This window comes from Microbispora sp. CA-135349, from assembly GCF_050947365.1.
Taxonomy (GTDB): Bacteria; Actinomycetota; Actinomycetes; order Streptosporangiales; family Streptosporangiaceae; genus Microbispora.
Map to the genome: position 1 here is coordinate 122586 of NZ_CP192001.1, position 25884 is coordinate 148469.

The 25884-nt window shown below is 73.0% G+C and carries 22 protein-coding genes; 10 read left to right on the top strand and 12 right to left on the bottom strand.

The genetic code is table 11. From position 1 onward, the window contains the following. Window positions 1-81 precede the first annotated feature (81 nt). From ACQPZZ_RS00555 to ACQPZZ_RS00575, 5 genes are all read right to left on the bottom strand, one after another. Window positions 82-1812, bottom strand: a complete 1731-nt coding sequence (locus ACQPZZ_RS00555; RefSeq protein ID WP_432927905.1) for a tryptophan halogenase family protein — start codon at window positions 1810-1812, stop codon at window positions 82-84. A gap of 149 nt (window positions 1813-1961) precedes the next feature. Continuing rightward, a complete protein-coding gene (locus ACQPZZ_RS00560) occupies window positions 1962-2585 on the bottom strand; it encodes a GAF domain-containing protein (RefSeq protein WP_432927907.1) in 624 nt (207 codons plus the stop codon). Further along, on the bottom strand, window positions 2572-3474 hold the full coding sequence (locus ACQPZZ_RS00565; protein ID WP_432927909.1) for a S8 family peptidase: 903 nt from the start codon (window positions 3472-3474) through the stop codon (window positions 2572-2574). The genes ACQPZZ_RS00560 and ACQPZZ_RS00565 overlap by 14 nt, the downstream gene beginning before the upstream one ends. 2 nt (window positions 3475-3476) lie before the next feature. Beyond that, the gene (locus ACQPZZ_RS00570; protein ID WP_432927911.1) at window positions 3477-6566 is read right to left on the bottom strand and encodes an AAA family ATPase; all 3090 of its coding nucleotides are present in this window, start codon (window positions 6564-6566) and stop codon (window positions 3477-3479) included. 209 nt (window positions 6567-6775) lie between these two features. Further along, window positions 6776-6988 carry an aroma-sacti cluster domain-containing protein gene (locus ACQPZZ_RS00575; protein ID WP_363635773.1) on the bottom strand — a complete coding sequence of 71 codons (213 nt, stop codon included), beginning with the start codon at window positions 6986-6988 and terminating at the stop codon, window positions 6776-6778. A gap of 173 nt (window positions 6989-7161) precedes the next feature. Between ACQPZZ_RS00575 and ACQPZZ_RS00580 the strand changes: the two genes are divergently transcribed. The 6 genes from ACQPZZ_RS00580 (at window position 7162) to ACQPZZ_RS00605 (ending at window position 14799) form a co-directional block, all read left to right on the top strand. After that, window positions 7162-7293, top strand: a complete 132-nt coding sequence (locus ACQPZZ_RS00580; RefSeq protein ID WP_363635771.1) for a hypothetical protein — start codon at window positions 7162-7164, stop codon at window positions 7291-7293. Between the two features lie 86 nt (window positions 7294-7379). Next, a complete protein-coding gene (locus ACQPZZ_RS00585) occupies window positions 7380-8585 on the top strand; it encodes a radical SAM protein (protein ID WP_432927914.1) in 1206 nt (401 codons plus the stop codon). Then, window positions 8582-10795, top strand: coding sequence for a prolyl oligopeptidase family serine peptidase (locus ACQPZZ_RS00590; RefSeq protein ID WP_432927916.1), 2214 nt, complete (start codon window positions 8582-8584; stop codon window positions 10793-10795). The genes ACQPZZ_RS00585 and ACQPZZ_RS00590 overlap by 4 nt, the downstream gene beginning before the upstream one ends. Next, window positions 10792-12081 carry a glycosyltransferase gene (locus ACQPZZ_RS00595; RefSeq protein ID WP_432927918.1) on the top strand — a complete coding sequence of 430 codons (1290 nt, stop codon included), beginning with the start codon at window positions 10792-10794 and terminating at the stop codon, window positions 12079-12081. The genes ACQPZZ_RS00590 and ACQPZZ_RS00595 overlap by 4 nt, the downstream gene beginning before the upstream one ends. Next, window positions 12078-13298, top strand: a complete 1221-nt coding sequence (locus tag ACQPZZ_RS00600; protein WP_432927920.1) for a cytochrome P450 — start codon at window positions 12078-12080, stop codon at window positions 13296-13298. The genes ACQPZZ_RS00595 and ACQPZZ_RS00600 overlap by 4 nt, the downstream gene beginning before the upstream one ends. Before the next feature lie 142 nt (window positions 13299-13440). Then, a complete protein-coding gene (locus tag ACQPZZ_RS00605) occupies window positions 13441-14799 on the top strand; it encodes an MFS transporter (protein WP_432927922.1) in 1359 nt (452 codons plus the stop codon). Here the strand turns inward: ACQPZZ_RS00605 and ACQPZZ_RS00610 are convergent. Both ACQPZZ_RS00610 and ACQPZZ_RS00615 read right to left on the bottom strand, forming a co-directional pair. Further along, window positions 14746-16551, bottom strand: a complete 1806-nt coding sequence (locus ACQPZZ_RS00610) for a BTAD domain-containing putative transcriptional regulator (protein ID WP_432927924.1) — start codon at window positions 16549-16551, stop codon at window positions 14746-14748. The genes ACQPZZ_RS00605 and ACQPZZ_RS00610 overlap by 54 nt on opposite strands. A 38-nt stretch (window positions 16552-16589) precedes the next feature. Continuing rightward, a complete protein-coding gene (locus tag ACQPZZ_RS00615) occupies window positions 16590-17849 on the bottom strand; it encodes an ATP-grasp domain-containing protein (protein WP_432927926.1) in 1260 nt (419 codons plus the stop codon). Window positions 17850-18338: 489 nt separating this feature from the next. Here ACQPZZ_RS00615 and crcB (ACQPZZ_RS00620) point away from each other — a divergent pair, with 489 nt between their 5' ends. Genes crcB (ACQPZZ_RS00620) through crcB (ACQPZZ_RS00630) form a run of 3 tightly spaced genes read left to right on the top strand, consistent with a single transcriptional unit; the run spans window position 18339 to window position 19575 of the window. Then, window positions 18339-18869 carry a fluoride efflux transporter CrcB gene (gene crcB, locus ACQPZZ_RS00620; RefSeq protein WP_363635755.1) on the top strand — a complete coding sequence of 177 codons (531 nt, stop codon included), beginning with the start codon at window positions 18339-18341 and terminating at the stop codon, window positions 18867-18869. Continuing rightward, complete coding sequence (locus ACQPZZ_RS00625) at window positions 18866-19207, top strand: DUF190 domain-containing protein (RefSeq protein WP_432927928.1); 342 nt, start codon at window positions 18866-18868, stop codon at window positions 19205-19207. The genes crcB (ACQPZZ_RS00620) and ACQPZZ_RS00625 overlap by 4 nt, the downstream gene beginning before the upstream one ends. Beyond that, window positions 19204-19575 carry a fluoride efflux transporter CrcB gene (gene crcB, locus ACQPZZ_RS00630; protein ID WP_432927930.1) on the top strand — a complete coding sequence of 124 codons (372 nt, stop codon included), beginning with the start codon at window positions 19204-19206 and terminating at the stop codon, window positions 19573-19575. The genes ACQPZZ_RS00625 and crcB (ACQPZZ_RS00630) overlap by 4 nt, the downstream gene beginning before the upstream one ends. A gap of 46 nt (window positions 19576-19621) precedes the next feature. On the opposite strand, the gene ACQPZZ_RS00635 is transcribed toward crcB (ACQPZZ_RS00630), so the two are convergent. From ACQPZZ_RS00635 to ACQPZZ_RS00650, 4 genes are all read right to left on the bottom strand, one after another. Then, on the bottom strand, window positions 19622-21055 hold the full coding sequence (locus ACQPZZ_RS00635; protein WP_432927932.1) for an alkaline phosphatase PhoX: 1434 nt from the start codon (window positions 21053-21055) through the stop codon (window positions 19622-19624). 130 nt (window positions 21056-21185) lie between these two features. Further along, a complete protein-coding gene (locus ACQPZZ_RS00640) occupies window positions 21186-22019 on the bottom strand; it encodes an alpha/beta fold hydrolase (protein ID WP_363635747.1) in 834 nt (277 codons plus the stop codon). 183 nt (window positions 22020-22202) lie between these two features. Beyond that, window positions 22203-22676, bottom strand: coding sequence for a MarR family winged helix-turn-helix transcriptional regulator (locus ACQPZZ_RS00645; protein ID WP_363635745.1), 474 nt, complete (start codon window positions 22674-22676; stop codon window positions 22203-22205). 107 nt (window positions 22677-22783) lie between these two features. Then, the gene (locus ACQPZZ_RS00650; RefSeq protein WP_432927935.1) at window positions 22784-23056 is read right to left on the bottom strand and encodes a hypothetical protein; all 273 of its coding nucleotides are present in this window, start codon (window positions 23054-23056) and stop codon (window positions 22784-22786) included. 171 nt (window positions 23057-23227) lie between these two features. Between ACQPZZ_RS00650 and ACQPZZ_RS00655 the strand changes: the two genes are divergently transcribed. After that, on the top strand, window positions 23228-23548 hold the full coding sequence (locus tag ACQPZZ_RS00655) for a hypothetical protein (RefSeq protein ID WP_432927938.1): 321 nt from the start codon (window positions 23228-23230) through the stop codon (window positions 23546-23548). Between the two features lie 87 nt (window positions 23549-23635). On the opposite strand, the gene ACQPZZ_RS00660 is transcribed toward ACQPZZ_RS00655, so the two are convergent. Next, a complete protein-coding gene (locus ACQPZZ_RS00660; RefSeq protein WP_432927940.1) occupies window positions 23636-25873 on the bottom strand; it encodes a heavy metal translocating P-type ATPase in 2238 nt (745 codons plus the stop codon). Window positions 25874-25884: the final 11 nt, after the last annotated feature.

The window sequence follows — 25884 nt, forward strand, 5'->3', positions numbered from 1 at the left end:
CCCTGGCTCATACCGCCGCGGACCAGGTGTGCAATCTCCGCGGCGGTCCCAGACTCGGGCAAGGCACGCCAGGGGGAGGGATCAGAGCGTGGCGGCCGACCGCGTCAGCCAGCTGTCCCGGTCCTTCAGCAGCTCCTCGTGGAGCCGCGGCTCGGCGTCGAACAACGCCAGCGCCTCCCGCTGCGGCAGCGACCGCGCCACGAGCACGTCGGCCGCCGCCTTGCGCGCCCGCCACCGCTCGATGGGCTCGGAGGAGGGCAGCAGCCGGGTGGGCACCCCCTGCCCGAGCAGGACGCAGTCGATGCCCTCCAGTCCGTAGAACGTCGGGGCGGTGAGCTCCAGGTATCTGCGCGTCAGCGTGTCGCGCATGCGCAGCGGCGCGCCCGCGGCGTACACGTCGAGCAGCGGCCGCAGGCCCGACACGTCCGTACGGCTACGCGCCTCCCGCCAGAAGGGCGTGTCGAGCCGGGTGTTGAAACGGTAGTGGACCGATAGGAACCACCTGATCTCGTCCCATTTCTTGCCGAGGACGGCGTTCACCACGTCCCGGCCCACCGGATCCGACCACGAGGCCGGCAGTGAGGTCACCAGCGCCAGAATGCCCTGCGTGATCATCAGCAGCCCGCTGGACTCCAGGGGCTCGACGAAGCCGTAGGAGTTGCCGATCGCCATCGTGTTGCCCCGCCACGCGAGGTCGTGCCGTCCGACCCTGAACCGCACCTGCCGGGGCGGGGTGATCCCCGGGAACCGGCGGGCCAACTCGGCGGCGGCGTCCTCGTCGCTCATCGCGGCCGAGGAGTAGACGTAGCCGTGGTGGTCGCTCTCCCTGGTGGGAATGGTCCAGCACCAGCCCGCGTCCATCGTGGTCGCGGTCGTGTACGGCTTGAGATGCCCACCGTGCTCGGTGTTGCCGGTCACCGCCGAGTCGGTGAACAGGCTGTCGGCGTAGCTGTGGAAGGGCGTCTCCATGGCCTTGCCGAGCAGCAGCGAGCGGAAGCCGGAGCAGTCGACGTAGAAGTCGAAGGACAGACGGCGGCCGTCGGTGGTGAGCAGGTGGTCGACCCACTCGGGCCCGCCCGGCACGACTTCGGCGATCTTGGCGTCGACGTGCCCGACCCCCCGGGCCCGGGCCAGCGACGTGAGGAACCGCACGAACCGCTCGTTGTCGAGGTGGTAGGCGAACGCCAGATACTTCATGAGCGAGATCGGCGCGTCGTCCGGCCCGAACACCGGCGTGCGGTCCGCTCTCATGAACAGCGACTGCAGAGTGAAGGCGTTGATGTCCCCCTGCTCGGCCAGGGAACCGAGCACGCCGACGGAGTTGGCGGCCCAGTCGAAGGGCGCCATGAAGCCGCCGGGATTGGGACCCCACTCGAACTTGATGCCCAGCTTCCACGTCGGCCGGACCTCGCGATAGAGCTCCACCGGGTCGATGCCGAGGTAGTGGTGGAGGAAGGTCACCATCAGCGGAACCGTGGCCTCGCCCACACCGATGATCGGCACCGTGGACGACTCGACCAGGGTGACCTCCAGCCAGGGCCGCTTCGCCCGCAGGGCGAGCGCGGTGAGGTAGCCGGCGGTGCCCCCGCCGATGACTCCCACCGTGCGCACCGCGCGGGGGTCGTCGTCACGCGGGCGGGTGAAGGCCGTGGCCGCCCGTTCCCCGCCCACGGTGAGCGCACGGTTCGCGGTCCCGTCCGGCCGGCTCAGCCAGCCGCGTACCAGCGCCCCTTCGTCCTCGCTCATCGGGGCGGTCAGCCCCTCCAGCATCTCGGTCAGCGTGCTGCCGGCGTCGCGGGGACTCCTCGCCATGGCAGGGCTCCAAATCGCCGTCGGGGTGGGTCGGTTGCACGTTAAATTCCGGGAGTTCGGATTCGCTTCAGCGGCGGTATGGATCCGATTGAGCGAGCCGGGACCCGCACGGCGACGCCGCCGGCCCAGGAACACTCACAGCGGTGCACTCACAGCAGTTCCTCGGCCACGGCGAGAAGCTTCAGCGCGGTCGGATCGGCGGCCCCACCGCCTCGCGGCACCCGGTCGGAGATGCGCTGCAGCAGCACGTGGACGTCGTCGCCGCCGGCGGCGGCGGGAAGCGCCGCCTCGGCCCGCCGCAGCCGCAGCAGGAGCTCCAGGCCGTACGCGGCCTGCGTGGCGAGCAGCGCGAGGAGGTCGACGTCGGCGAGGTCCCCACGCCAGCTGGCGGATCTGTCGAGCACCTCGAGCACACCGATGCAGCTCTCCTGCCGGATGACCGGCGCCGCCATGATGCTGCGGGGGACGTACCCCGTGGACTCGGCGGCGTCGTGGGCGAACTGCGGCACCGCGGCCACCTCGTCGGCGATCATCGGCTGGCCGCTGGCCGCGACCCAGCCCGCGATGCCCGTGCTCGGCGGGAAGCGCGTCCCGACGAGGTGCTGCTCTCCCTCGCCCGACACCGCCTCGAAGACCAGCTCGCCGGTCTCCTGGTCCACCAGGAAGACCGACGCCGCGGCCGAGGCGAAGACGTGCCGGGCGACCTCGACGGTGGACTGCAGGAGCCTGCGCTCGGTGATTTCGCTGTCGGAGCGCCGTTCATGCACGGACATGCGCGTCTCCTTCGGATACAACGACGTTGCTGGCGGTCAGGTAGAGCACGGACTTGAGCTGGAAGGGGGTCAGCCACGGGTGCCTGCTCAGGATGAGCGCGCAGATCCCGGTGATGTGCGGCGTGGCGAAACTGTTCCCGGTGCTTCGGATCTCCCTGCCGCCGGGCCAGGCCACCGGAACCCGGACGCCGCGTGCGAGGAACTCGGCCGGCGGCGCGGGATTGTAGTAATAGGTCATCGGATCGGGTTCGTCGTGGCTGGCGACCGAGATGACCGAGGAGAACGTCCAGGGGAAGCTGAGGACCGGCATGTTGTGGGCCGAGGCCACCAGCAGGCAGCGCCGGAAGTAGGCGCGGTCGGTCAGATCGTGCAGCGCGGGCAGGAACTCGCTCCTGGTGGTGGACAGGCTGAGGTTGACGAGGTCGAACCCCTCGTCGACGGCCCAGCGCAGACCGGCCAGGAGGGCGGCGCCGCTGCCGGAGCGCCCGTCGGTCAGCACGCGCACCGAGGTCAGCGAGACGGCCGGGGCGATCGAGCGGATCACCCCGGCGCAGGCGGTCCCGTGTCCCGCGGGGTCGGCCGGGTCGCAGTCGACGACCGTCAGATCCTCGGCGACCACCAGCGAACGCTCCAGCCCGCGGACCCGCGGATGACGGGCGTCCACGCCGGTGTCGAGCACGCAGACGCGCACGCCCGCTCCGTGGGCGCCCGCGCTGTCACCCCCCGCGCGGTCACCCGCGCTGTCAGCACCCCATGCCCACTGCCTGGTGACCTCCTCCAGGCGGATCACGCCGAACTCCTCCGGGGCCAGCCGGGAGGTCGCCAGACTCCAGGCCGGCACGCCGGGAAACTGCTCACGCCGCTCCCGGCGCCAGGGGGGCTGCGTCACGGTCACTTCTCCTCCTCGATCCACTGGCGTACCCGCCGGGCGGGCAGCTCCGCTCCCTTGGCCGCGTAGCCGTGCAGCGCGCGGGCCGCGGCCCGCGCCGCCGGGCCGGTACGCCCGGCCGCGCGGTGCACCTGGGCGAGGTCGGCCAGCACGTCCCCCCGCAGGCAGGGGTCGTCGGTGCGGGTGAGCAACTCCTCCGCGTGGGCGGCGAGGGCATCCGCCGTGCCGTGGTCGCCGTCGAGGGACGCGAGCCGGGCGCCCAGCGCGGCGAGGATCAGCTCGCCGCGGGCCTGCAGCCGTCCGTCCTCGGCCCGCAGCCGGTCGAGCTCCCGCGCGGCCTCGGAGTGATGCCCCTGCCGGAGCAGCTCGCGCGCCGCGTAGAGCTCCAGCGTCCTGGCCGGCTCGGACTGCCCCACCCGGCGGAGGTCCGCCGCCGCCCGGCGGAACAACGTCTCCGCCGCGTCGTGCCGGTCGACGAGGGATTCCACCAGCCCGCGCACCTGGAGCACCGCGGTCGCCGCGAGGCCGAGGTGAAGGTCGCCGGCGTGCCGGTCGGCGGTGTCGAGGACGGCTCTGGCGCGGGCGACGTGGCCGGCCAGCGCCAGCAGCCGCGCCTCGGTGACCAGGACGGGCGCGAGCATCGCCCGGTCGGCGCCGAACCTGGCAGACAGCCCGGCGCACAGGCTCAGCCCCTCGGCCAGCGGCGTGGGGGACCACTGCGCCAGCTCGCAGAGCCCGCTGAGGAGGCGGTTCTCCTCATACGTGTCACCGAGGGAGCGGGCCCGGGTGAGAGCGTCGCGCAGTGCCGCCTCGGCCGCCCCGAACCGGCCCTCGCCGATGCGTACCAGCGCCTCCAGATGATGGAAACGGCACCAGCCGAGGTCGTCGCCGGGGTCGGCGGCCAGCAGGTCCCGGAACGGCTCGGCCGAGGCGGGGCGGGTGCCGAAACGCACCGCGAGCGTCTCCCGCTGGATGGCGCAGGTGAGCCGGCCCCGCCGGTCGTCCGGCAGCATCCGCTCGGCCACGTCCAGTGCGGCGTACGGCCGGTCGGCCTCGCCGTGGGCCAGCCCGGCGTCACAGATGCGCACGGCCAGCGACCGGTGATCGGCGTGCCCGGCCGGCAGCAGGTCGCGTCCCCGCTCCAGCAGGGCGATGGCGGCGGGCAGGTCCTTGCGGTGCAGCGCCTGCGTGCCCTCGCCGACGAGGGCGCGGGCGGCCCGCTCGGTGAGCGAAGGCAGCAGCGGGTCGTCCGGCCGCACCTCGCGTTTGAGCAGGCAGGCGGTCTCCAGATGGTGGGCGAGGTCGCCGTGCGAGCACTCCTCCGTGGAGAGGGACGAGGTGGAAGGGGACGAGGCGGAGGGGGACGAGGCGGCCCGGCCGAAGATCCGGTCGGCGAGGGCCAGGTGCCAGGTGGCCCGCAGGTCCTTGCGGGTCATGGCGTAGACCGTGTCCCGGGTCAGCGTCTGCGCGAAGCGGAACGACCCCTGCGCCTCCCCCCGCCGGATCATGCGCGTGCGGATCAGTCGCCCGAGCAGCTCGTCGACGTCGAGCCGGGCCTGCGGCTCGGCCGCACACAGGACGCCGAGCTGGTCGCGCGTGAAGACGTGGCCGATCGTCGCGGCGCGTTCGAGCACGTCGCGCTCCCCCTCGTCGAGCCGGTCCAGGCGGGCGCCGAGCAACGCCTGGATGGTGGGCGGCAGCGGGGCGTCCTCTCCCCCCTCGGCCAGCGTCTCCAGCAGCAGTTCGGCGAACAGCGGGTTGCCGTCAGAGCTCTCCGCGACCCGCCGGCACAGGGCCGGGCCGGCGGCCATGTCGTGGGTGACCACCTCGGCCTCCGGCAGCCGGTTGGCGGCCAGCTCGGCGACCAGCCGTTCCATCTGCGCGGCGTCGAGCGCCCCCAGCTCGAACGCGACGGCGCGGTCCGCGTCGTCCGCCCAGGCGGGCCGCACCTCCAGCAACTCGGGCCGGGCCACCCGTACGACCAGGACGGGCACGTCGACGAGCCACGTCGCGAGGTCGTCGATCAGGTCGAGCAGGGTCGGTTCGGCCCAGTGCAGGTCCTCCCACACCGCTACCAGGGGCCCGCGCCGGGCCAGCCCCTCGAACAGCGCGCGCACCGCGCGCGAGATCTCCTCGACACCCGCGTTCTCCCCGTCCCGCGGCGCCCGCGAGGCGTCGGCGGTCACCAGGCCGCGCAGGGTGGCGCCGCTCGCCGCCTCCAGCGCCGGCAGGACGTCCGGCGAGTCGTCGCCGAGAGACTCGACCATCTCCACGATGGGGCTGTAGGTGATCCCGGTGCCGTACGAACGGCACCGGCCGGTGAGCACGGTGACCTCGGCGGGCAGCTCCTGGACGAAGTCGCGCACGAGCCGGGACTTGCCGATGCCCGGCACGCCGAGCACGGTCACCATGCGGCACCGGCGGTCCCGCACCGTCTCGCGGTACGCCGCGCGGAGCCGTCCGAACTCCGCCGCGCGGCCGACGAGCGGGATCTGGCCGTCGTCGTGGGCGGGGTCCGGCTCCAGCGAGGTCACCCGCCAGGCCCGGACGGGGTTGCTCTTGCCCTTCAGCGTGAGCGACGGCACGGGTTCCAGCCGCGCCTGGGTGCGGACCATGCGGGCGACCTCGTCGCCGACGAGGATCTCGCCGACGCCCGCGGCCGACTGCAGGCGGGCGGCCGTGTTGACGGTGTCGCCGATGACCCGCAGGTCCGCTCCCGGAGTCGCGATGACCACCGCCTCCCCGGCGCTGACGCCGCAGTGCACGTCGAGCCGGATGCCGTGCGTGGGGGCCAGGCCCTCGCTCAGCTCCCGCACGCGCAGCAGCGCGGTGTGCGCGGCGCGGACCGCCCGGAGCGCGTCGTCCTCGCGGCCGGCGGGGATGCCGAAGGCCGCCATGATCGCATCCCCGATGTACTTCTCCACCACGCCGCCGTGCTCGCTGATGCCGGAGGTGCACGCCTGGTAGTACCGGTCGAGGACGTCCCGCAGGAGCTCGGGATCGAGCCGTTCTGCGAGCTCCGTCGAACCGACCAGGTCGATGAAGACGACGACCACGTTCCGGCGCGCAGGGCGGGCCGCCCCTGCGCCCATCAGGATCCTCCGAGGATCACCAGCTGTGCGAACACACGTACGATCCTTCGCTGGGTGTGTGATGATCGCCGCCGGGCTGGCGGAGAGGTAAAACGCCTGTGGAGCTGGTGTGAGACCTCAACGAGAGTCCTCTCGGACGAGGCGACCGGCAGTGAAGCAGGAAGCCCAACCGGCGACGGTTGAATCCCCTCGTCAACGAGGGGAGGACGTCAAACGAGCTTGAGCTCCTGCCCCTCGACCTCGCCGGCCGCCGCGTCCAGACGGGTCTTGATCGAGTTGAGCAGCTCGACCTCCGGCCTGCTCAGCTCGGCGAACACCTGCCGCTGCCGCTCGTTGAGCAGGTCCACCGGATGGCCCGCCTCACGCAGGGCCGTCAGCGGGTCGAACCGCGCCGGCCCGCTCTGCACCTCGGGACTGTTCATCGGCCACCTCCTGGTCGTGCGGGACCTGCCGGCCTCTGTGGTACGCCGCCAACGGTAGGAACGGAGGGTTCAGGGTCAGTATGGCGACGCCATGCCGTCGCCATACTGACCCTGAACTGGCCGCTCCTAGCGTTTGGCATCGCACTGGCCACGACACCACGAGGAGCGTCGCCATGACCGAAGAGAACGAGAACCTGCCCGAGCCCGAGGACGCCGAGGCCCCCGAGGTCGTCGCCCACTCCGAGGACGACGAGGGCGAGGAGACCCCCTGGTGCGGTGTGCACCAGGAGAAGTCTCTTTCCTGAGACACCTCGCGGTTCCCGGTCTCCCCCGGCCACCGGGTGGAGACCGGGAACTTCCGGCCCTGCCCTCGTTTTGACGCGGAGATCCGATGAACAAAGGTCAGCACCGGGGACCCGAGGCGCGGCCGCGCGTGATCGGCGGGGAGCGCGGCTGGTGGTTTCTGGGCCCCGGAGGAATAGCCCGTCTGAAGCCGAATCACCTCACGCCGGAGCGCGAACTGCGCCCCCAGGCCGAACGCGCCCTGCGTGAGCGGGGGCTGTTCGCCCCGCCCGCCTACCGCAGCTACTCGCTGACGGTGCTGACCAGCACCAACTGCAACCTCGGCTGCGCCTACTGCTTCCAGAACACCGAGCAGGACGCCACCGGCGGGAGCCGGCCGCCGAGGATCGCCTCCTCACGGCTCACGTCCGGCACCATCGGTGCGATCCTCGAATTCACCCGCAGTCGTCAGGCGGAGGCGGGCCTGGACGGCCTGGTGCTCATGCTCTTCGGCGGCGAGCCGCTGCTGAACCCCCGCGCGTGCGTGGAACTGCTGGAACGGGCCGGCGGTCTCGGGCTGCGCTGGGCGAGCATGACCTCCAACGGGACGCTGATGACCGTCCCGCTCGCCCGGCGGCTGGCCGATCTCGGCCTGCGGGACGTGCAGGTGACGTTCGACGGCGACCGGCCCGACCACGACCGCATCCGCGTGCGGCGGACGGGTGGCGGCACCTTCGACGACGTCGTCGCCGCCATGGCCGCGATGACGGCGGCCACGCCGATCAGGTGCGGCATCCGCGTCAACGTCTCCCACCACAACCATGAGGGGATCGACGCGCTGGTCGAGCGGCTCGGCCGGGACCTCGACCCCTCCCGCTGCTCCCTCTACTTCGCCCGCGTCGGCGACGTGGGGGTGGGCTACGGCAACGACCTGGCCTTCTCCGACGACATGGCGGCCCGCTTCATCCGCTGGCAGCGCCGTGCGCTGGACCTCGGCTTCACGGTGCCCCGCCCCCGCGCGCACACCCCCTGCCAGGCGTGCTCGTACCGCGACGGCAGATACGGCGCGGTGGTGAACGCGGACGGCACGCTGTCGAGTTGCTGGGAGACCGCAGGGAAGCCGGAATGGCGGGTCGGCACGGTCCGGGACGGCTACCTGCCGCCCGACAGGACCGCGGGCAGGTGGATCTCCTGCGAGGAGTCCTACCGGTACGACGACGACCTGTCCGAGCTGGCGCGGTTCCACGACAGCGTGGACGCGGCCCTGCTCGACTACCTCAGCGCGACCGGCCGGCTCGGGTCCGGCGCGGCGTGAGCCAGGGACCACCGCCGAGCCCGGCCCGGCACGTGACCCAGCCGGCCCTCCCGGGCACGTACGCGACCGGCCGTGCGGGACACGAGGCCGGGGGCCGTGAGACGGCGGGCACCGCGGCCCGTTATCCGGACGCGCCGCGCTCGGACGCGGCCGAGGAGTTCCACGGCACGCGCGTCGCCGATCCCTATCGCGTGCTGGAGGACCCCGGCGACGAGCGGACCCTCGCGTGGATCGCGGCCCAGGAGGCGTTGTTCCGCCGCGAGCGGGACGGCTGGCGTCACCTCCCGGCCTGGCACGCGGAACTCGTCCGCCTCAGCGGAGTGCCGCTGTCGTCCCCGCCCCGCCCGCGCGGGCGCCGGGTCTTCTTCCTCAGAAGGGAGCCGGGCGAGGAGCAGCCCACACTGTGGGTGTCGGAGGCCGGTGCGGTCCGCGCGCTGGTCAGCCCGGCGGCCATCGACCCGGGCGGCCGCACCGTCCTGGAGGCGTGGCACCCCTCGGTCGAGGGCGACCTCGTCGCCTACCAGCTGTCCACCGGCGGCACCGAGGAGTCGCTCCTTCGCGTGCTCGACGTGGCCACCGGAGCGGTGGTGGACGGGCCGACCGACCGGGTGCGCCGGTCGCCGGTCGCCTGGCTGCCCGGCGGCCGGGCGTTCTACTACGTACGGCGGCTGCCGCCGGAGCTGAACCCCGGCGAGGAGCGGTACCACCGCCGCGTGTACCTCCACCGCGTCGGGTCGGATTCCGCCGAGGACGTCGTGGTCTTCGGCGACGGCAGGGGGAAGACCTCCTTCTACACCGTCGCCGCCACCCCGGACGGCCGCTGGCTGACCGTGACCGCGACGGTCGGCACCGATCCGGCCACCGAGGTGTGGCTCGCGGACCTGTCCGGCGGCCCGCCCGAGCGCCCCGCGCTGCGGCCCGTACAGGTGGGCACGCCCGCCCGCGGCGCCCTGCGGATCGCCCCCGCGACCGGGCCGGACGACCCGCTGTGGCTGCACACCGGTCACGAGGCGCCGCGGGGACGCGTCGTCGTGACGACCGCCGCCGATCCCGGCCCCGCGACGTGGCGGACCCTCGTCGCCGGGCGGCCGGACGCCGTGCTCGCGGACTTCGTGCCGCTGACCGGCCCGGAACTGCCGCGCCCGCTCGCCCTGGTGCGCTGGACCCGGCACGCGGTGTCCGAGATCACCGTGCACGATCTCGCGGACGGCCGCGAACTGGGGAGCGTGCCCCTGCCGGGGAACGGGGAGGCCGGCCCGTTCTCGGTGCGGGCCGAGGCGGGCCACGAGGCGTGGTTCACCTACTGCGACCACACCACCCCGCCGGTCGTGCTCCGCTACGACGCCCGTACGGGCGCCACCGAGGCGGAGTGGCCGGACCCGTCCGTGCCGCGCCCCGCCGTGACCACGAGTCATGTGACCTTCACCTCCCACGACGGGACGCCGGTCCGCATGTTCGTCCTGTCCCCCGCCACGTCGCCGCACGGGGAGCCCGGCCGGCCGCGCCCGGCGATCCTCACCGGGTACGGCGGATTCGGCGTGCCGATGTCCCCCGGATACATGCCGCACGCCCTGGCCTGGGTGCGCTCGGGCGGCGTCTTCGCCGTCGCCTGCCTGCGCGGGGGCGGCGAGGAGGGTGAGGAGTGGCACCAGGCGGGGACGAGAGTGCGCAAGCAGCGGGTCTTCGACGACTTCGACGCCGCCGCCGACCACCTGTTCGCGCGGGGCTGGACCAGCCCCGGCCTGCTGGGCGTCATGGGCGAGTCGAACGGCGGGCTGCTGGCCGGCGCCGCGCTCACCCAGCACCCGGAGAAGTACGCCGCCGTCGTCTGCGTCGCGCCGCTGCTGGACATGCTCGCCTACGAGCGCCTCGGCATGGGGCCGAGCTGGCGGGCCGAGTACGGCAGCGTACGGGACCCCGACGAGTTCCGTGCCCTGCTCGCCTACTCGCCCTACCACGCGGTGCGGCCGGGGGTGCGGTATCCGCCCGTGCTGTTCGCGGTGGCGGACGGCGACACGAGGGTGGACCCGTGCCACTCGCGCAAGATGTGCGCGATGCTCCAGCACGCCTCGGCCGGGCCGGGGCCGGTGCTCCACCGGCTGGAACGCGACGTGGGCCACGGCGCCAGGGCGGCGTCGCGCAAGGCGGCGCTGCTCGCCGACGTGCTCGCCTTCTTCTCCGCCCACCTGGGCCTGGAGCCGCCGGCATGAACGTGCTGCTGTGCTCGTTCAGCGACCCCGGCTACCTCTACCCGGCCCTGGCCGTGGGGCGGGAACTGCGCCGCCGGGGCCACCGCGTGCTCGTCCTCGGCCGGGCCGGCGGCGTGCCCACGGCGCGTGCCGCGGGGCTGGGGGCGCTGGACGCGGCCGAGTACGACGGGGCGGGCGGCTTCTCCGTGGGCCGCTGGACCCGCGGCGGCGAGGCGCAGTTCCGGGCGGTGCGGCACGCCGCCCGCGAGTTCCGGGCCGGCGTGCTGGTCACCTCGGTCCTCGGGCACGGCGCGTTGCTCGCGGGCGAGGCGCTCGGCCTGCCGGTCGTGGTGCTCGGCTTCGCCGCCCATCTCTGGCCGTACGCCTCAGGGGGCGAGGGGGAGCCGCAGCGTGTGGTGCTGCGCGAGTGGCGGCTGCGGGAGCTGCTGCGTCACTACCGGGAGCTGCGCGAGCGGATCGGCCTCCCGCCGCGCCGCGACCGGCGGCCCGACCGCCCGCTCATCGGCTCCGGCCTGCTGCTGCGCGGGCATCCCGCGCTGGAGTACCCCGGCGCCGCGCTGCCCGAGGGGGTGTGGCACGCCGGGCCGTGCTCGTGGGAGCCGGCGGCGGATCCCGGCGAGGTGGACCGGATCGATCACCATCTGGCCCGGGTGGGAAAACCGGTCGTCTACGTGCATCTGGGGCGGCAGTTCGGCGGGCGAAGCCTGTGGCCGGCGCTGAACGAGGCGTTCACCGAGGGGCCCTTCCAGGCGGTGGTCGAGCAGGGACGCAGCGGTGACCCGAGCCCCGCCGCCGGAGCGGACGTCCTCGTGGTCCGCCGCCCCTGGATGGGCCCGCTGGTCGAGCGGGCCGCGCTGGTGCTCACGAACGGCACCACGTCCCCGGTGCTGACCGCGCTGCGCCACGGCACACCACTCGCCGTCGCACCCGCCGGGTCGGAGCAGCCGCTGCTGGCGGAGGCGTGCGTACGGGCCGGGGTGGCGGTCCGGTTCTCCGGCGGAGACTCGCCGGGCTCGGGCGTCGCGGCGCTGGCGGCGGCCCTCGACGGCCCGCTGCCCGAGCGCGCACGGCGGCTGGGCGCCGCGCTGTGCCGGGGCGACGGCGCGGCCGCGGCCGCCGATCACGTGATCGCGGCGGCGTCCCTCATCGCCACAGGGCGGTCCGGCGGCCCCGGGGCCGGACACCGAACCGGCCCCGAGACCGGACAGGGGACCCGACAGGGAATCGGACATGGGACGCACGGCGAGAGGTTCCGCGACGCGGAGCGGATGGAGGCGCACACGTGACGACGGTCCCGCCGACGCCGTTCGGCCCCGGATTCCCCGCAGATCCCTACTCGCGTCTCGCGCCGTTCCGCGAGAGCTGCCCGGTGGCCCGGGTGACGACTCCCGCGGGCAGACCGGTGTGGCTGGTCACCCGTGACGAGGACGTCCGGGAGGCGTTCCTGGATCCCCGCCTGTCGATGCGGGGCGGGCGGACCGGCCCCTACCCGCCGACGCGCCGGGCGCTGGACGTCACGCTGGTGGGGCACGACCCGCCGCACCACACCCGGCTGCGCCGCCTGGCCGCGCCGTGGCTCACACCGGTGCGCGTCGAGCGGTACCGGCCGGTCGTCGAGGCGGCCGCCGCCGGGCTGCTCGACGCCGTCGCGCGGGACGACCCGGCCGACCTCATGCGGTTCGCGCACGCCTTCTCCTTCCGGGCGATGTGCGCGCTTCTCGGTGTTCCCCAGGCCGACCGGCCGTGGCTGTACGCGTGTGCCGAGTCCGTCTTCGCCCGGCCGGTGCGCGACCGGGCCACGGCCAGGGCGAACCTCGACCGGCTCGACGCCTACTTCCACGAGCGGGTGAAGCGGCGGCGGGCGAGCTCCGGCGGCGACCACGGCGGTGACCCCGGCGGTGATCATGGTGACGACGTGGTCTCCGCCATCGTCTCGGCGTGGGAGCCCGGCGGTCCTGTCAGCCGGGACGAGGTGGTCTCGCTCTGCGCGACGCTGCTGCTCGCCGGTTACGAGAGCACCGCCCAGATGATCGGCATGTCGATGGCCGCGCTGCTCGCCCGCCCCGAGGCGCTCGCCGCTCTGCGGGCGGACCCGGGCACGCTGCCGCGGGCCGTGGAGGAACTGCTGCGCTTCCAGACCCCGGGGCCCTTCGGCACGATGCGGACGGCCTCGCGGGACGTGCCCGTCGGCGGCACGGTCATCCCCGCGGGCGGCCGGGTCCTGCTGTCGATCGCCGCGGCCAACCGGGACCCCGTACGGCACGCCGATCCGGACGCGCTCGACCTCGGCCGCGCCTCGGCCGCGCGGCACCTGACGTTCGGTTTGGGCACGCACTTCTGCCTGGGGTCCGCGCTGGCCCGGCTGGAGCTCACCGTGGCGCTGCACGCGATCCTGACCCGCTTCCCCCGCATCACCCCCGCGGTGCCGCTCGATCGGCTGGACTGGCGCGGCAACCACCTCAACAGAGGCCTGGCCGAGCTGCCCGTACGCCCGCACGGCTGAGGGCCGCATACCGGGCCCATACCGGGTCCCTACTGCACGACAACCGCCGGTTGGGACGCTCGGAGCACCTGATCGACCGAAGGTGGCACATGAGCGAGCGAATCAGTAGGTGCGGTGCGTTTCGCTCAGGCGAGGGGGTGGCATGAGCGAGCGAATCAGCAGGGGTGGCGAGCTGCCGCCGCTGCGCCGTAACTTCCGGTTCCAGATGCTCTGGATCGGCGCGTCGGCATCGGAGCTGGGGACGACGCTCACCTGGGTGGCCTTCCCTCTGCTGATCCTGGCCGTCACCGGCTCGGCCGCGCTGGCCGGGCTGGTCAGCGCCTGCCGGATCACCACGAACCTGCTGATCTCCCTGCCCGCCGGCGCGTGGGTGGACCGGTGGGACCGGCGCCGGATCGTGATCGCGGCGGAGGCGGTGCGGTTCCTCACCCTGGCCGCGCTCACCATCGCCATCCTGGCCGGTCGGGTGGCGCTGTGGGAGATCGTGGCGGTCGCGGTGGTGAACGGCGCGGCCGACTCCTTCTTCAGCCCCGCCAGGGCCGCCGCGATCCGCGCCGTCGTGGCTCCCGAGCAGCTTCCCCAGGCGTACGCCCAGGAGGAGGCGCGCGGGCACGCGGCCTCCCTCGCCGGGCCGCCGCTCGGCGGTTTCCTGTTCGGCCTGGGCCGGGCCTTCCCCTTCGCCGTCGACGCGCTCAGCTACCTGATCTCGCTGGTCTGCGTGGTGCTCGCGCGGGTGCCGCGGCGCCCGGCGGAGGCGGCGGAACGGCGCGAGACCGGGATACGGGCGGACGTCATGGAGGCGGCGGGCTGGCTGTGGCGGCAGCGCGCCCTGCGTGCCGGGCTGGCGTTCTCCCTCGTGGCCAACCTCGTCGCGAACGCGCTGCTGCTGCCCGTCATCGTCATGGTGGAGGCACGCGGCGGCGACCCCGCCGCGACCGGCGTCGTGCTGGCCGGGCTGGGCCTCGGCGGCCTGCTGGGTGCGGCCCTGTCGGCCAGGATCGGGCGCCTGCTGCCGCCGGGGAAGCTCATGCTGGCCGTGGTCGGGTTCTTCGCGCTGGCCGTCTGCGCGACCGCCCTGCCGTTCGGGCCTTACTGGCCGGTGGTCCCGCTCTTCCTCGCGATGGTCGCGGTGCCGGCGCTCAACGTGGTCCTGCGCGTCCTGGTCGCCAGGCTCGTGCCGGACGCGATGATGGGCCGGTTGGTCTCCCTGTTCACCGTGGCCAGCATGGGCCTGACCCCGGTCGGGCCGCTGCTCGGCGGCCTGCTGGCGGAGTATGTCGGTGGCGCGGGCGCGCTGGTGGCCGTGGGCGGCGCGCTCGCGGTGGGGTGCGCGCTGGCCTCGATCAGCCCGGCGCTGCGCGGCCTCGACGTGCCCGACTCCACGGCCGCGGAGTCGGGCGTCACGCGTACCGATGCGGGCGAGCGCGGGGCGGACGGTTCCGCGCCCTCAGCGGCGCCGGTCTCCCCGGAGCTCGGTCGCGAACCGGTGGGCGAGCGGTGACATCGTGTACGTCAAGGAGTGGGCGACCACCTCGGCATCGGTCCCGACCGGCGCGATCGACAGGACGCCGGCCTCCAGCAGAAGCTCGATGACCCGCTCGCCCGGCCCTTCGGTGCCGTCCAGCGCCGCGACGAGCTCGTCGTGCCCGAAGACCGGCCCGTCGAGCGCGCCGAGGGCGCGGAACGCGGTGCGATGCGGCCACGAGGGGTGGGCGTAGAACTCCTCGAAGCGCCCGCGCAGCGACACGTCCCCGGCGACGAACTCGTCCAGCACGCTCTGGGCCCGTTCCAGCCGTTCGGCCAGCAGGCCGAGCGGCAGGTGCCACAGGCCGGCCAGCCTTCCGCCGAGCAGGCGCAGGGCCAGGGGCGACAGCCCGTACCGCCGGAAGACCCGCATCACCGTGGGCAGGTCACCCGACACCCGGTCACGGCCGATCAGCAGGCTCAGGAACTCGACGCCCTCACTCGTGGACAGGTCCTCCAGCCCGACGCGCGCCACCGACTCCAGACCGCTCAGCCTGCTGCGGCTCGTCACCAGGACTCTGCTCGCCGAGGTGCCGGGCAGCAGCAGACGTACGTTCGACTCGTCGGGCGCGTCGTCCAGGACCAGCAGCACCTTCCGGTCGGCGAGCCAGGACCGCCAGACGGAGGCCAGCACGTCGTCCTCGCACACCCCGGGGACCTCCAATCCCACGGCCTGAAGGATCTCCCGCTGGATGTCCGCGGCCGGCCTGGGGGCGCCGTGGCGCCGCAGCGGGATCACCACGGCGCCGTCCGGGTAGCGGGAGGCCAGCATGTGCGCGACGTGCACGGCGAGGGCGGTCTTGCCGGTGCCGAGCCCGCCCGTGATCACGGTGACGGGCACGGGCTCGTCCAGGACGCGCCGCACCTCCGCCTCGCGGCCCACGAAATCGTCGATGTCGCGGGGCAGCCGGTTCGCCAGGGCGCGTACGGGCCGGGGGCGGGCGCCGCCGGCCGGGGCGGGAGGCCGCGCCGGCGAAGGCCCGTCACCGCGGAGGATGGTCTGGTAGAGCTGCCTGATCACGGGGCTGGGATCGATTCCCATCTCGGCGGCGAGATGCCGGCGCAGGCTCTCGAAGTGAGCCAACGCCTCGGCGGCGCGGCCGCATCGCGACAGCGCGGTCATCCTGGCCGCGGCGACGCGCTCGCGGGCGGGATACCGTCCGGCCACGACGTCGAGGGGGCCCAGGGCCTCGACGTGGTGGCCCAGCTCGATCTCCAGCTCGACCCAGTCCTCGAAGGTCGACAGGAAGAGCTCGGTGAAGCGGCGCACCTCCGCGGACACGAGCGGGACATGGCAGAACTCCTCCAGTGGCCGATCCCGCCACAGGTGGACGGCGTCGCCCAGCGAGGCGGCAGCGGCGGCGAGGTCTCCGCTCCGGACGGCGGCGCGTCCCGACCTGCCCAGTTCCAGGAAGCGCAGCAGGTCGAGCTCCTCGCGGTCGGCGCGCATGCGGTAGCCCCATCCCTGGAAGCTGATCCGGTCGCCCACGATCTTGCGGAGCGCCGACATGTAGACCTGCAGGTTCTTGCGTGCCGTACGCGGCGGGGTCTCGCCCCACAGCGAGTCGATCAACTGGTCCGACGGGATGACCGCGTTCGCGTGGCACAGCAGTATCGCCAGGAGGAGCCGCTGTTTCGGTGCGCCGATGACGGCCCTGCCGCCCGCCACGCGGACCTCCAGCGGGCCGAGAATAGAACAGTGCAGTCGCGGCGAGATCACGTCACCCATGGCGCTTCCCTTGGTCCGGGTCTCCGTTGCGGCCTCGGTCACCGGCAGGAGCCGCGTGCGCGAGTGCCCAACAGGAGGAAATCGACGAGTTCGAGCGGCGATGGCGGCCCGGCGTTCCCGATGGCCTCCAGGTGGAGCGTCCTTGTCGCGAGGGCCGCGGCCGTGGAGACCGCGAGACCTCCGGTCTTGGCTTCGAACCAGCGCCAGTCGCCGTCGGCGTTGACCTCCAGGAACACCACCTCGCCGTCACTGAGCAGCAGGTCGAAGGCGCCGTAGGTCAGCCCCCACAGGCTCGCGAGCATGCGTACGGCGTCGGCGGCCGCGGGTGGGGTGGCGACCGGCGTGACCGTCACCTCGGCCTCCTCCCGCCAGGGCGAATCGGGGGCGCGCTTGCCGACGGCGTAGGCGTGGACGGCGCCGGCGACGTGGTAGACCCGCAGCTCGGCGTCGTGCTCGACGTATTCCTGCACGATGACCGGGTAGTCGAGGGCGGGCCGGCGCAGGGCCTCCGCACGGGACGTGATCTCGGGGAGCACTCCGGTCAGGAGCCCGGGCGCGGTCTCGACGAAGTGCTCCCCGACGACCTTGATCACGACCCTGCCGCCCGGCATCGCGGCGGCGGCCGCCGCCGGGTCGGTGGTGACCACCGTCCGGGGAACGTTGATCCCGGCCGCCGCCGCGTCCGCGAGCTGCTCCAGGCGGCCCGGCCGGTTGCCGGGCAGGCTCGCCGGCGCGAGCGAGCAGAGCTGGCGGACGAACGCGTGCCAGGACTCGGCCCGCAGGAGGGTCCGCGCGGGACTCGCCGCCGCGGGCATGGCCCGGGGGGAGAAGTGACGGGCCCAGACGACGGTCGGAACGATGCGGCGCCCGTCCAGGTCGAGCACACCGTACGCCCCGCCTCCGAGGGCGCCACCTCCGAGGGCGCCACCTCCGAGGGCGCCACCTCTGAGGGCGCCACCTCTGAGGGCGCCACCTCCGAGGGCCTCGCCGTGCTCTGCCGCGGTGCTGTCCGCCGTGAAGCCGGGGACCGTCGTGGTGGACAGCCGCAGCGAGGCCACGCTCTCGGCGTCGACCCGTACGCTCGGCACGCCGAGCCGGTGCAGGGTGTCCTGGAGAACGGCGAACTCGGCGCAGCCCGCGCGGTCGGCCAGCACGACGCAGGGTGTGGCGTCCGCGGCCGGCCCGGTCTCCGGGAGCCGCCACGACACCGAGCCCGGCGATCCGCGTAGGTCGACGGTGAGGTGCGAGCGGCGCGACCGGCCCGGCCGGGCCGGTCCCGGGACGCCGATGGCGCTCACCAAGGCGTGACCGCGGTTGTGCGCGGTCCGAATCCGACATTTCGCCCCGGCGATGCCTCTGCCGGTATCTTCATCGCGACCATGCACATAATGCATCAGTCAACGGCGGCCCTGGTTTGTTGTCAATAGAGCCAGATATACGCAATCGATAGATTTATGGGGATATGTATGAACCGATATTTGTCCAGGTCAACGCGGTTCGTGTCCGGAAAGTGAGAGGTGCCGGAAGCCCTGTCTGCTGTTGCGTGAAGACGCCCAATTTGCGGTCGGCAGCAATTCCCGAATTGGGGCGCGCCGCCGGCCTTCACGAATCACCGGCCGCTGTGACCACCGCGGCAGACGGCCGTTTCGAGCCCGTACGTAAACTGGGATGCGCTCGTGCGGACGCCGCTCCCCTCGCCGGCCGTCGCGCGGGCCTGCGGGACAGGCCCGGACGGACTGGGAGACAGGGCCGGGAGACAGGGCCGGATACGAGGTGAGGAGGACGGCGTGAGCCGGCGCGTACGCGGCGAACAGGAAGAGGCGGACCTGCCGGTCGACCCGGACACGGACCTCCGTTACGAACGAGATGCCTCCCGCCGTCCGGCGACTCCTGCCCGCCGGCGCACCTGGGACGTCCTCGCGATGATCGCCCTCGGCGGCGGGGCCGGGAGCGTCGCCCGATATCTCGTCGGCCGGGCGTTCCCCGCGACCCCCACCGGATTCCCCTGGGGGACGTTCCTCGCCAACGTCACCGGCTGCCTCGCGCTGGGGGCCCTCATGGTCTTCGTCCTCGACGTCTGGCCGCCGCGCCGCTACGTGCGCCCGTTCCTCGGGGTCGGCTTCCTCGGCGGTTACACGACGTTCTCCACTTTCGCGGCGGAGATCGTGGACAGGGCGTCGCGCGGCGCGTGGCCGATGGCCGGCGTGTACGCCGCGGTCAGCCTGGCCGCCGGGCTGGTCGCGGTCTGGTGCGGCATCGTCCTCGCCCGCGCCCTGGCGGGCCTCCCCGTACGGCGTCGCGGGAGGAGGGACGCATGAGACCGCACAGCCCGGCGCAACGACTGACGATCCTGATAGGGGAGAGCGACCAGTATCGGCACCGCCCTCTGTACACCGAGATCGTGCACCGGGCGCGCATGATGGGCCTGGCCGGGGCGAGCGTGTTCCGGGGCATCGAGGGCTTCGGCGCCTCCTCCCGCATTCACACGAGCCGCCTGCTGTCGCTCAGCGAGGACCTGCCCGTCGCCGTCGTCATCGTGGACGTCCCGGAGAAGATCAGCGCGTTCCTGGCGGAGCTGGACGAACTGGTGGCCGAGGGCCTGGTGATCGTCGATCCCGTGGAGGTCCACCGCTATGTGGGGCGTGAGGAGCGGTGATCCTCCTGCTGGTGTTCCTCGGCGGCGTGGTCGGCGCGCCCGCCCGCTACCTGGCCGACCGGCTGGTCCAGCGCCTGCACGACAGCGTGTTCCCCTGGGGCACGCTGTCGGTCAACCTGGCCGGGTCGCTCGTGCTCGGGCTGCTGCTCGGCGCGCGGGACGGCCTCGGACTGCCCGCCGAGACGCTCACCCTGCTCGGCACCGGCTTCTGCGGCGCGCTCACGACGTTCAGCACGTTCGGTTTCGAGACCGTACGGCTGCTGGAGGAGGGCTCGGTCCTGGAGGCCTGCCTCAACGCGCTCGGCAGCCTGGTCCTCGGCGTCCTCGCCGCCGCCGCCGGATTCGCCCTGGCCGCCCTCCTCACCTGAGGCGCCACCCGGCGAGCCGGAGGGCTCGCCGGGTGGCGCGGCGGGGTCAGTGGTGCCCGTGCCCGTGGCCGTGGTCGTCGTGCTTTTGGGTCCAGGGGCCGGTGATCGCGAAGACGTAGCCGGGGCTCTGGATGTTGGCGAACAGGATGCGGCCGTCGTCGCTGAACGTCGGGCCGGTGAACTCGCTGTCGTTGAGCTCGTTGCGCGCCATCGGGTAGGGAGCGCCCTTGTCGGTCACGCCGACCAGGTGCGACAGTCCCTCGCCGTCCTCGGCCAGGATGACGCCGCCGTACGGCGAGACGGTGATGTTGTCCGGCCCGTCGTAGTTCGTGTCCTGCTCCGGGTCGGGGTTGACGCCGAAGATGGTCTTCAGCGTGACGGTCTCCGACTCGGGGTCGTAGAACCAGACCTGGCCGTCGTGCTCGTTGACGCTGCCGTCGTCGTGCCGCGCGAAGCTGGCGACGAAGTACGCGCCGCCATCGCCCCACCAGGCGCCCTCGAGCTTGCGGCTGCGGGTGACCTGGTCGTCGGCGAACTGCTTGCGCACCGAGGTGGTCTTGGCGTCCCGGTCCGGCACGTCGACCCACTCGACCTTGTAGCGGGTGCCCGGCTGGGTCGCCTCGGACAGGTCGGCGATGTGCCTGTTGCCCTTGCGGCACCGCATGGCCTGCAGCTTCCCTGCGGTGTCGCCGCCGGGGCCGAGGGCCAGCGCGCGCAGCGCGCCCTTGCGGCCGCGGAAGCCGTGGGGCGGGGTCCAGCGGAAGTACAGGCCGTTCGGGCCGCTCGCGTCCTCGGTCAGGTAGATCTCCGAGTTGCGCGGGTTGACCGCGACGGCCTCGTGGGAGTAGCGGCCGAGGAACTTCAGCGGCACCGGGTCCTTGTTGGCCTCGCGGTCGAACGGGTCCACCTCGAAGACGTACCCGTGGTCCTTCTGGTACGCGCCGCCGGCCCGCTGCTCGGTCTCCTCGCAGGTCAGCCAGGTGTCCCACGGCGTGATGCCGCCGGCGCAGTTGTTGTGCGTGCCGGCCACGCTGACGTATTCGCGGACGCGGTTGCCGTTCCTGTCGACCTCGATGGTCGTCGTGCCGCCCTTGGCGCCCGGGTCGTAGGTCAGGCCCGGCAGGGCGGGCACGCCGTACGGCTCGCCGCCGCCGATCTCGTGGTTGTTCACCAGCACCCAGCCGTCGCGGCCGCGGAAACAGCCGGTGCCGTCGGCGTCGCTTGGGGTCGGCTCGCCCGACTCCAGCACGGTCTTCCCGGCCTGGGCGACGATCGTGTAGGAGAAGCCCTTCGGCAGGGCCAGCAGACCGGCGGGGTCGGCGACGACCGGGCCGTACCCGATCGTCTTTCCGGCCCCCGCCTGGGCCGCACGGGCGGCGGCGGGACCGGCGATCGCCTCGATGCTGCCGGCGATGGCGATGCCGAGACCGCCGGCGGCGGCCGAGCGGATGAGATCGCGGCGGGAGAGGGAGGAACTCACAGGCGTACCTTTCGGTGCTTTCGGCAGGCCCTGTGATCCCATTCCTCCGCTGTGAACCCCTCCTTCCTGAAAACGGACGCGAGGGTGAACACGTCGCGACGATCTCAGAAAGGCATATCCCGCCCGGGCGTCACTTCGCCAGGAAGGCGATGAGCGCGTCGGTGACCTCCTGCGCGTGGGTCCACAACAGGCCGTGCGGGGCGCCTTCGATCTCGACGTACTCGGCCTGGGGAAGCGCCCGGTGAAACGGGCGGCCGGTGGAGTCGATGGGCAGGATGCGGTCGGCGGTGCCGTGCACGATGAGCGCGGGCACGTCGATCTTCTGGACGTCGGCCCGGAAGTCGGTCGTCCATGTGGGCACGCACGCCGCCGAGGCGTACCACGAGGCGCCCGCGGCGGTGTTCCAGTTGGCCCGGACGACCTCCTCGCTCAGACGGGTGCCGAGGTTCTCGTCGGTGTTGTAGAAGGCGTTGTAGAAGTCGGTGAAGTAGGCGTACCGGTCCTTGGTCACGGCCTCGAGGATGCCCTCGAACACGCTGCCGTCGACGCCCTCCGGGTTGTCCTCCGTCTTGAGCAGGAACGGTTCGAGGGAGGCCAGGAACGCCGCCTTGGCCACCCGGCCCGAGCCGTACGTGCCGAGGTAGCGGCCCACCTCGCCGGTGCCCATGGAGAAGCCGACGAGGATCACGTCACGCAGGTCGAGAGTCTCCAGCAGGGTGTTCAGGTCGGCGGCGAAGGTGTCGTAGTCGTAGCCGACGGTGGGCTGGCTCGACCGGCCGAAGCCGCGGCGGTCGTAGGCGATGACGCGGTAGCCGGCGTCGAGCAGGGCCGGGATCTGCTTCTCCCACGAGTGACCGTCCAGCGGGTAGCCGTGGATGAGCACGACCGGCTGCCCGCTGCCGTGGTCCTCGTAGTACAGGTCGATGTCGGTGCTGTTCTCCTGGCCGACGGTGACGTACGCCATGGCGTGCCCCTTCTGATCTTCGCTGCGATTCCGCAACCGGTTTCGTGGTACGCGCTAGAGACTAGACCACGATTAACTTGTGCGCAAGGTAATTGTCTGCGATGAACCACGGATTGAGCGGGCCGGTAAGACCACGAAGGTGCCGATCGCGTCGCGGCACGTGGAGAAGGGCGGTGCCGGCCCTCAGCCCCGCCGGCTCGCGTACGCGGTGACGTTCTCGGTCAGGCGGCGCAGTGTGGCGAGCGTGCGGGTGAACTCCTCGGGATCGAGCGCCATCGCGTCGCCGACCGCGGCGAAGACGCCGTCACTGCGGCCCCGGAGGTCCGCGCCCTCCTCGGTCAGCGTGATCTGCACCGTGCGCTCGTCGTCGGCGCGGCGCTCCCGGCGCAGCAGGCCGTTGGCCTCCAGGCGCTTGAGCAGCGGCGTCATCGTGCCGTAGTCGAGGTGCAGTGCGGCGCCGAGTTCCTTGACCGTGACGCCCTCCTCGGGACCGTCCCACAGGACCAGCAGGACCAGGAACTGCGGATAGGTGAGGCCCATCTCGTCGAGCAGGGGCCGGTAGAGGCCGGTGACGGCACGGGAGGCCGCGTAGAGCGCGAAGCACATCTTGTCGTCGAGGACGCGGGGGACCCGCTGCTCACTCTGCGTGCTGGTCATCCCTCCACTTTAGGATCCTGGCCCGCTATCCGCACGTGGACGCTCCAATCGGGCACGAGGTGTTCCGGGGGGCGTGACCCGGCGCCGGCCGGGTCACGCGGGGCTCGTCAACGGCACCGGTGCAGCACCCGGGGGGTGACGCAGTCCGTGGTCTCCGCGCCGGCCCGCGCGTCGAGGCCGAGGTCGAGGTCGAGGTCCACGGCGAGGCCCAGGCCCAGGCCCAGGCCGAGGCCCACGTCGGCCCTCGCGTCGAGATCCAGAGTGGCGGGGGTGGTGGCCCTCGGCGTGTCACAGCCGCAGTCGGCGAACGCGGGCGCGGCGGTGAGCAGGCCCACGCAGGTCAGGGCGGCCAGGGACAGAAGGCGGATAGGGCGGTGCATGAAGATTCCTCATCTCAGATGTCACTAATCGTGTTCGATCGTCACTCTTCGTATCCGAAGATCGGTAGTGGCAAACTCAGGGCACTCCCGGCCGGGCACCAAAATCCCGTGTGAGAACGACCGGCAAAGCGGCCATTGCCCCCCGGAGAGCCCGGGCGTACCGTCGGACACGTGGCCGTTATCCACAAGGAACGCGTGGCGTGGGACAGCGCGAGGGTGTTCGCCGCGGCCGCCACGGACGACGTCTACTGGTGGCTCGGTGAAGAGCTCGGGCGCCATCTCGGGCAGAGATACGTGCTCGACCTGACCCGCACCCGCCGGCGCCTGCGACGGGAAGACGCCTCGCGTGCCGGCCGGGCGCACGAGGACGCGCTGTCCGCCGAGGTCGCCGCCTGGCGGGCCCGGATCGAGGACGTCCTGACGGAGTGTCCGGAGCTCGCCCCGGTCCTGCGGCAGGTGATCGAGGAGACCGGCCGCCGCCTGCCCCGCTGACCATCCGCCGCCCGCCGGACACGTCAGTGGCGCACACGACGGAGGCCGGGTCGTCCACAGGCTGTGGACGACCCGGCCCCGTAACCCTCAGCGGAAGCGCCGGAGCCTGAGACTGTTGCTGACGACGAAGACGCTGGAGAACGCCATCGCCGCCCCGGCGATCATGGGGTTGAGCAGCCCGGCGGCGGCCAGCGGCAGGGCCGCGACGTTGTAGGCGAAGGCCCAGAACAGGTTGCCCTTGATCGTGCGCAGTGTCCGCCGCGACAGCCTGATCGCGTCGGCCGCCACCCTCAGGTCGCCCCTGACCAGGGTCAGGTCGGCGGCCTCGATGGCCGCGTCGGTGCCGGTGCCCATGGCGAGCCCGAGGTCGGCCTGGGCGAGCGCGGCGGCGTCGTTGACCCCGTCGCCGACCATCGCCACGGTCCTGCCCTCGGCCTGCAGCCGCTTCACCACGTCGACCTTGTCGGCCGGCAGCACCTCCGCGATCACCTCGTCGATGCCCACCTCGGCGGCGACGGTGCGCGCGACCGCATCGTTGTCGCCGGTCAGCAGCACCGGCGTGAGCCCGAGCGCACGCAGGTCCCCGATCGCCTCGGCGCTGGTGGGCTTGACGACGTCGGCCACCACCAGCACCGCGCGGGCCGAGCCGTCCCAGCCGACCGCCACCGCCGTACGGCCGGCGGCCTGCGCCTCCCGCAGGGCCCGCGTCAGGTCGGCGGGCAGGTGCTGGGACCACTCGGCCAGCAGCGCGGGCCGCCCCACCAGGACGGCATGGCCGTCCACGATCCCCTGGACGCCGAGGCCCTCGACGTTGGCGAAGTCCTCCGGCGCGGGCAGGACGCCCACCCGCTCGGCGGCCCCCCGGGCGATCGCCTGCGCGATCGGGTGCTCGGAGGCGTGCTCCAAAGCCCCGGCCAGCCGCAGCACCTCCTCGGGGTCCTCCCCCTCGGCGGCCACGACGCCGGCCAGCGTCATCTTCCCCTCGGTGACGGTGCCGGTCTTGTCGAGCACGACCGTGTCGATCGCGCGGGTCGACTCCAGCACCTCGGGGCCCTTGATCAGGATGCCGAGCTGGGCGCCGCGGCCGGTGCCGACCAGCAGCGCGGTCGGCGTGGCCAGTCCCAGCGCGCAGGGGCAGGCGATGATCAGCACCGCCACCGCGGCGGTGAAGGCCGCCTCAGCGCCCTCGCCCGCGCCGAGCCAGTAGCCGAGCGTGGCGGCCGACAGCGCGATGACGATCGGCACGAAGACCCCGGAGATGCGGTCGGCCAGGCGCTGCACCTCGGCCTTGCCGGTCTGGGCCTCCTCCACCAGCCGCGCCATCTGCGCGAGCTGGGTGTCCGACCCGACCCGGGTGGCGCGCACGACCAGCCGGCCGCCCGCGTTCACCGTCGCGCCGGTGACCGCGTCACCGGCCCGCACCTCCACCGGGACCGACTCGCCGGTGAGCATCGAGGCGTCGACCGCCGAGGTCCCCTCCTCGATCACGCCGTCGGTCGCGATCTTCTCTCCTGGCCGTACGACGAAGCGGTCGCCCACCGCCAGCTCGCCGACCGGGACGCGGACCTCCCCGCCGTCGCGCAGGACGGCGACGTCCTTGGCGCCGAGTTCGAGCAGCGCCCGCAGGGCCGCGCCCGCCCGCCGCTTGGATCGGGCCTCGAAATAGCGCCCGGCCAGGATGAACGCCGTGACCCCGGCCGCGGCCTCGAGGTAGATGTCGCCGGAGCCGTCGCCGCGGGAGATGGTCAGATCGAACCCGTGGGTCATGCCCGGCATGCCCGCGTCGCCCAGGAACAGGGCCCACAGCGACCAGCCCAGCGCCGCGATCGTGCCCAGCGACACGAGCGTGTCCATCGTGGCCGTGCCGTGGCGCAGGTTGGCCCAGGCCGCCCGGTGGAACGGCAGGCCGCCGTACACGACGACCGGGGCCGCGAGCGTGAGCGACAGCCACTGCCAGTACGTGAACTGCAGGGTGGGGACCATCGCCAGCGCGATCACCGGTACGGCGAGCGCGACGGAGACGAACAGCCGGGTGCGCAGGGGGGCGAGCTCGTCGGCCGGTTCCCCGGCCGTCTGCTCCGGCTTCGGCGGCGCGGGCAGCGTGGCCGTGTATCCGGCCTTCTCCACCTCCGCCACCAGTGCCTGCGGGTCCAGGTCCACCGGGAAGGACACCTTGGCCTTCTCGGTGGCGTAGTTGACGCTGGCGGTCACGCCCTCCAGCTTGTTGAGCTTGCGCTCGATCCTGTTGGCGCACGACGCGCAGGTCATGCCGCCTATCGAAAGCTCGACCGCGCCAGTAGGCCGGTCACCGGTTGTCGCCGGCATCACCACTCCTT

Bases quoted from the DNA above. Each gene is read 5' to 3' on its own strand.
- ACQPZZ_RS00645 (WP_363635745.1), bottom strand. From the start codon at position 22,676: ATGACCAGCACGCAGAGTGAGCAGCGGGTCCCCCGCGTCCTCGACGAC.
- ACQPZZ_RS00640 (WP_363635747.1), bottom strand. From the start codon at position 22,019: ATGGCGTACGTCACCGTCGGCCAGGAGAACAGCACCGACATCGACCTG.
- ACQPZZ_RS00610 (WP_432927924.1), bottom strand. From the start codon at position 16,551: ATGGGTGACGTGATCTCGCCGCGACTGCACTGTTCTATTCTCGGCCCG.
- ACQPZZ_RS00625 (WP_432927928.1), top strand. From the start codon at position 18,866: ATGAGACCGCACAGCCCGGCGCAACGACTGACGATCCTGATAGGGGAG.
- ACQPZZ_RS00650 (WP_432927935.1), bottom strand. From the start codon at position 23,056: ATGCACCGCCCTATCCGCCTTCTGTCCCTGGCCGCCCTGACCTGCGTG.
- ACQPZZ_RS00605 (WP_432927922.1), top strand. From the start codon at position 13,441: ATGAGCGAGCGAATCAGCAGGGGTGGCGAGCTGCCGCCGCTGCGCCGT.
- ACQPZZ_RS00575 (WP_363635773.1), bottom strand. From the start codon at position 6,988: ATGAACAGTCCCGAGGTGCAGAGCGGGCCGGCGCGGTTCGACCCGCTG.
- ACQPZZ_RS00660 (WP_432927940.1), bottom strand. From the start codon at position 25,873: ATGCCGGCGACAACCGGTGACCGGCCTACTGGCGCGGTCGAGCTTTCG.
- ACQPZZ_RS00570 (WP_432927911.1), bottom strand. From the start codon at position 6,566: ATGGGCGCAGGGGCGGCCCGCCCTGCGCGCCGGAACGTGGTCGTCGTC.
- ACQPZZ_RS00595 (WP_432927918.1), top strand. From the start codon at position 10,792: ATGAACGTGCTGCTGTGCTCGTTCAGCGACCCCGGCTACCTCTACCCG.
- ACQPZZ_RS00560 (WP_432927907.1), bottom strand. From the start codon at position 2,585: ATGTCCGTGCATGAACGGCGCTCCGACAGCGAAATCACCGAGCGCAGG.
- ACQPZZ_RS00555 (WP_432927905.1), bottom strand. From the start codon at position 1,812: ATGGCGAGGAGTCCCCGCGACGCCGGCAGCACGCTGACCGAGATGCTG.
- ACQPZZ_RS00580 (WP_363635771.1), top strand. From the start codon at position 7,162: ATGACCGAAGAGAACGAGAACCTGCCCGAGCCCGAGGACGCCGAGGCC.
- ACQPZZ_RS00585 (WP_432927914.1), top strand. From the start codon at position 7,380: ATGAACAAAGGTCAGCACCGGGGACCCGAGGCGCGGCCGCGCGTGATC.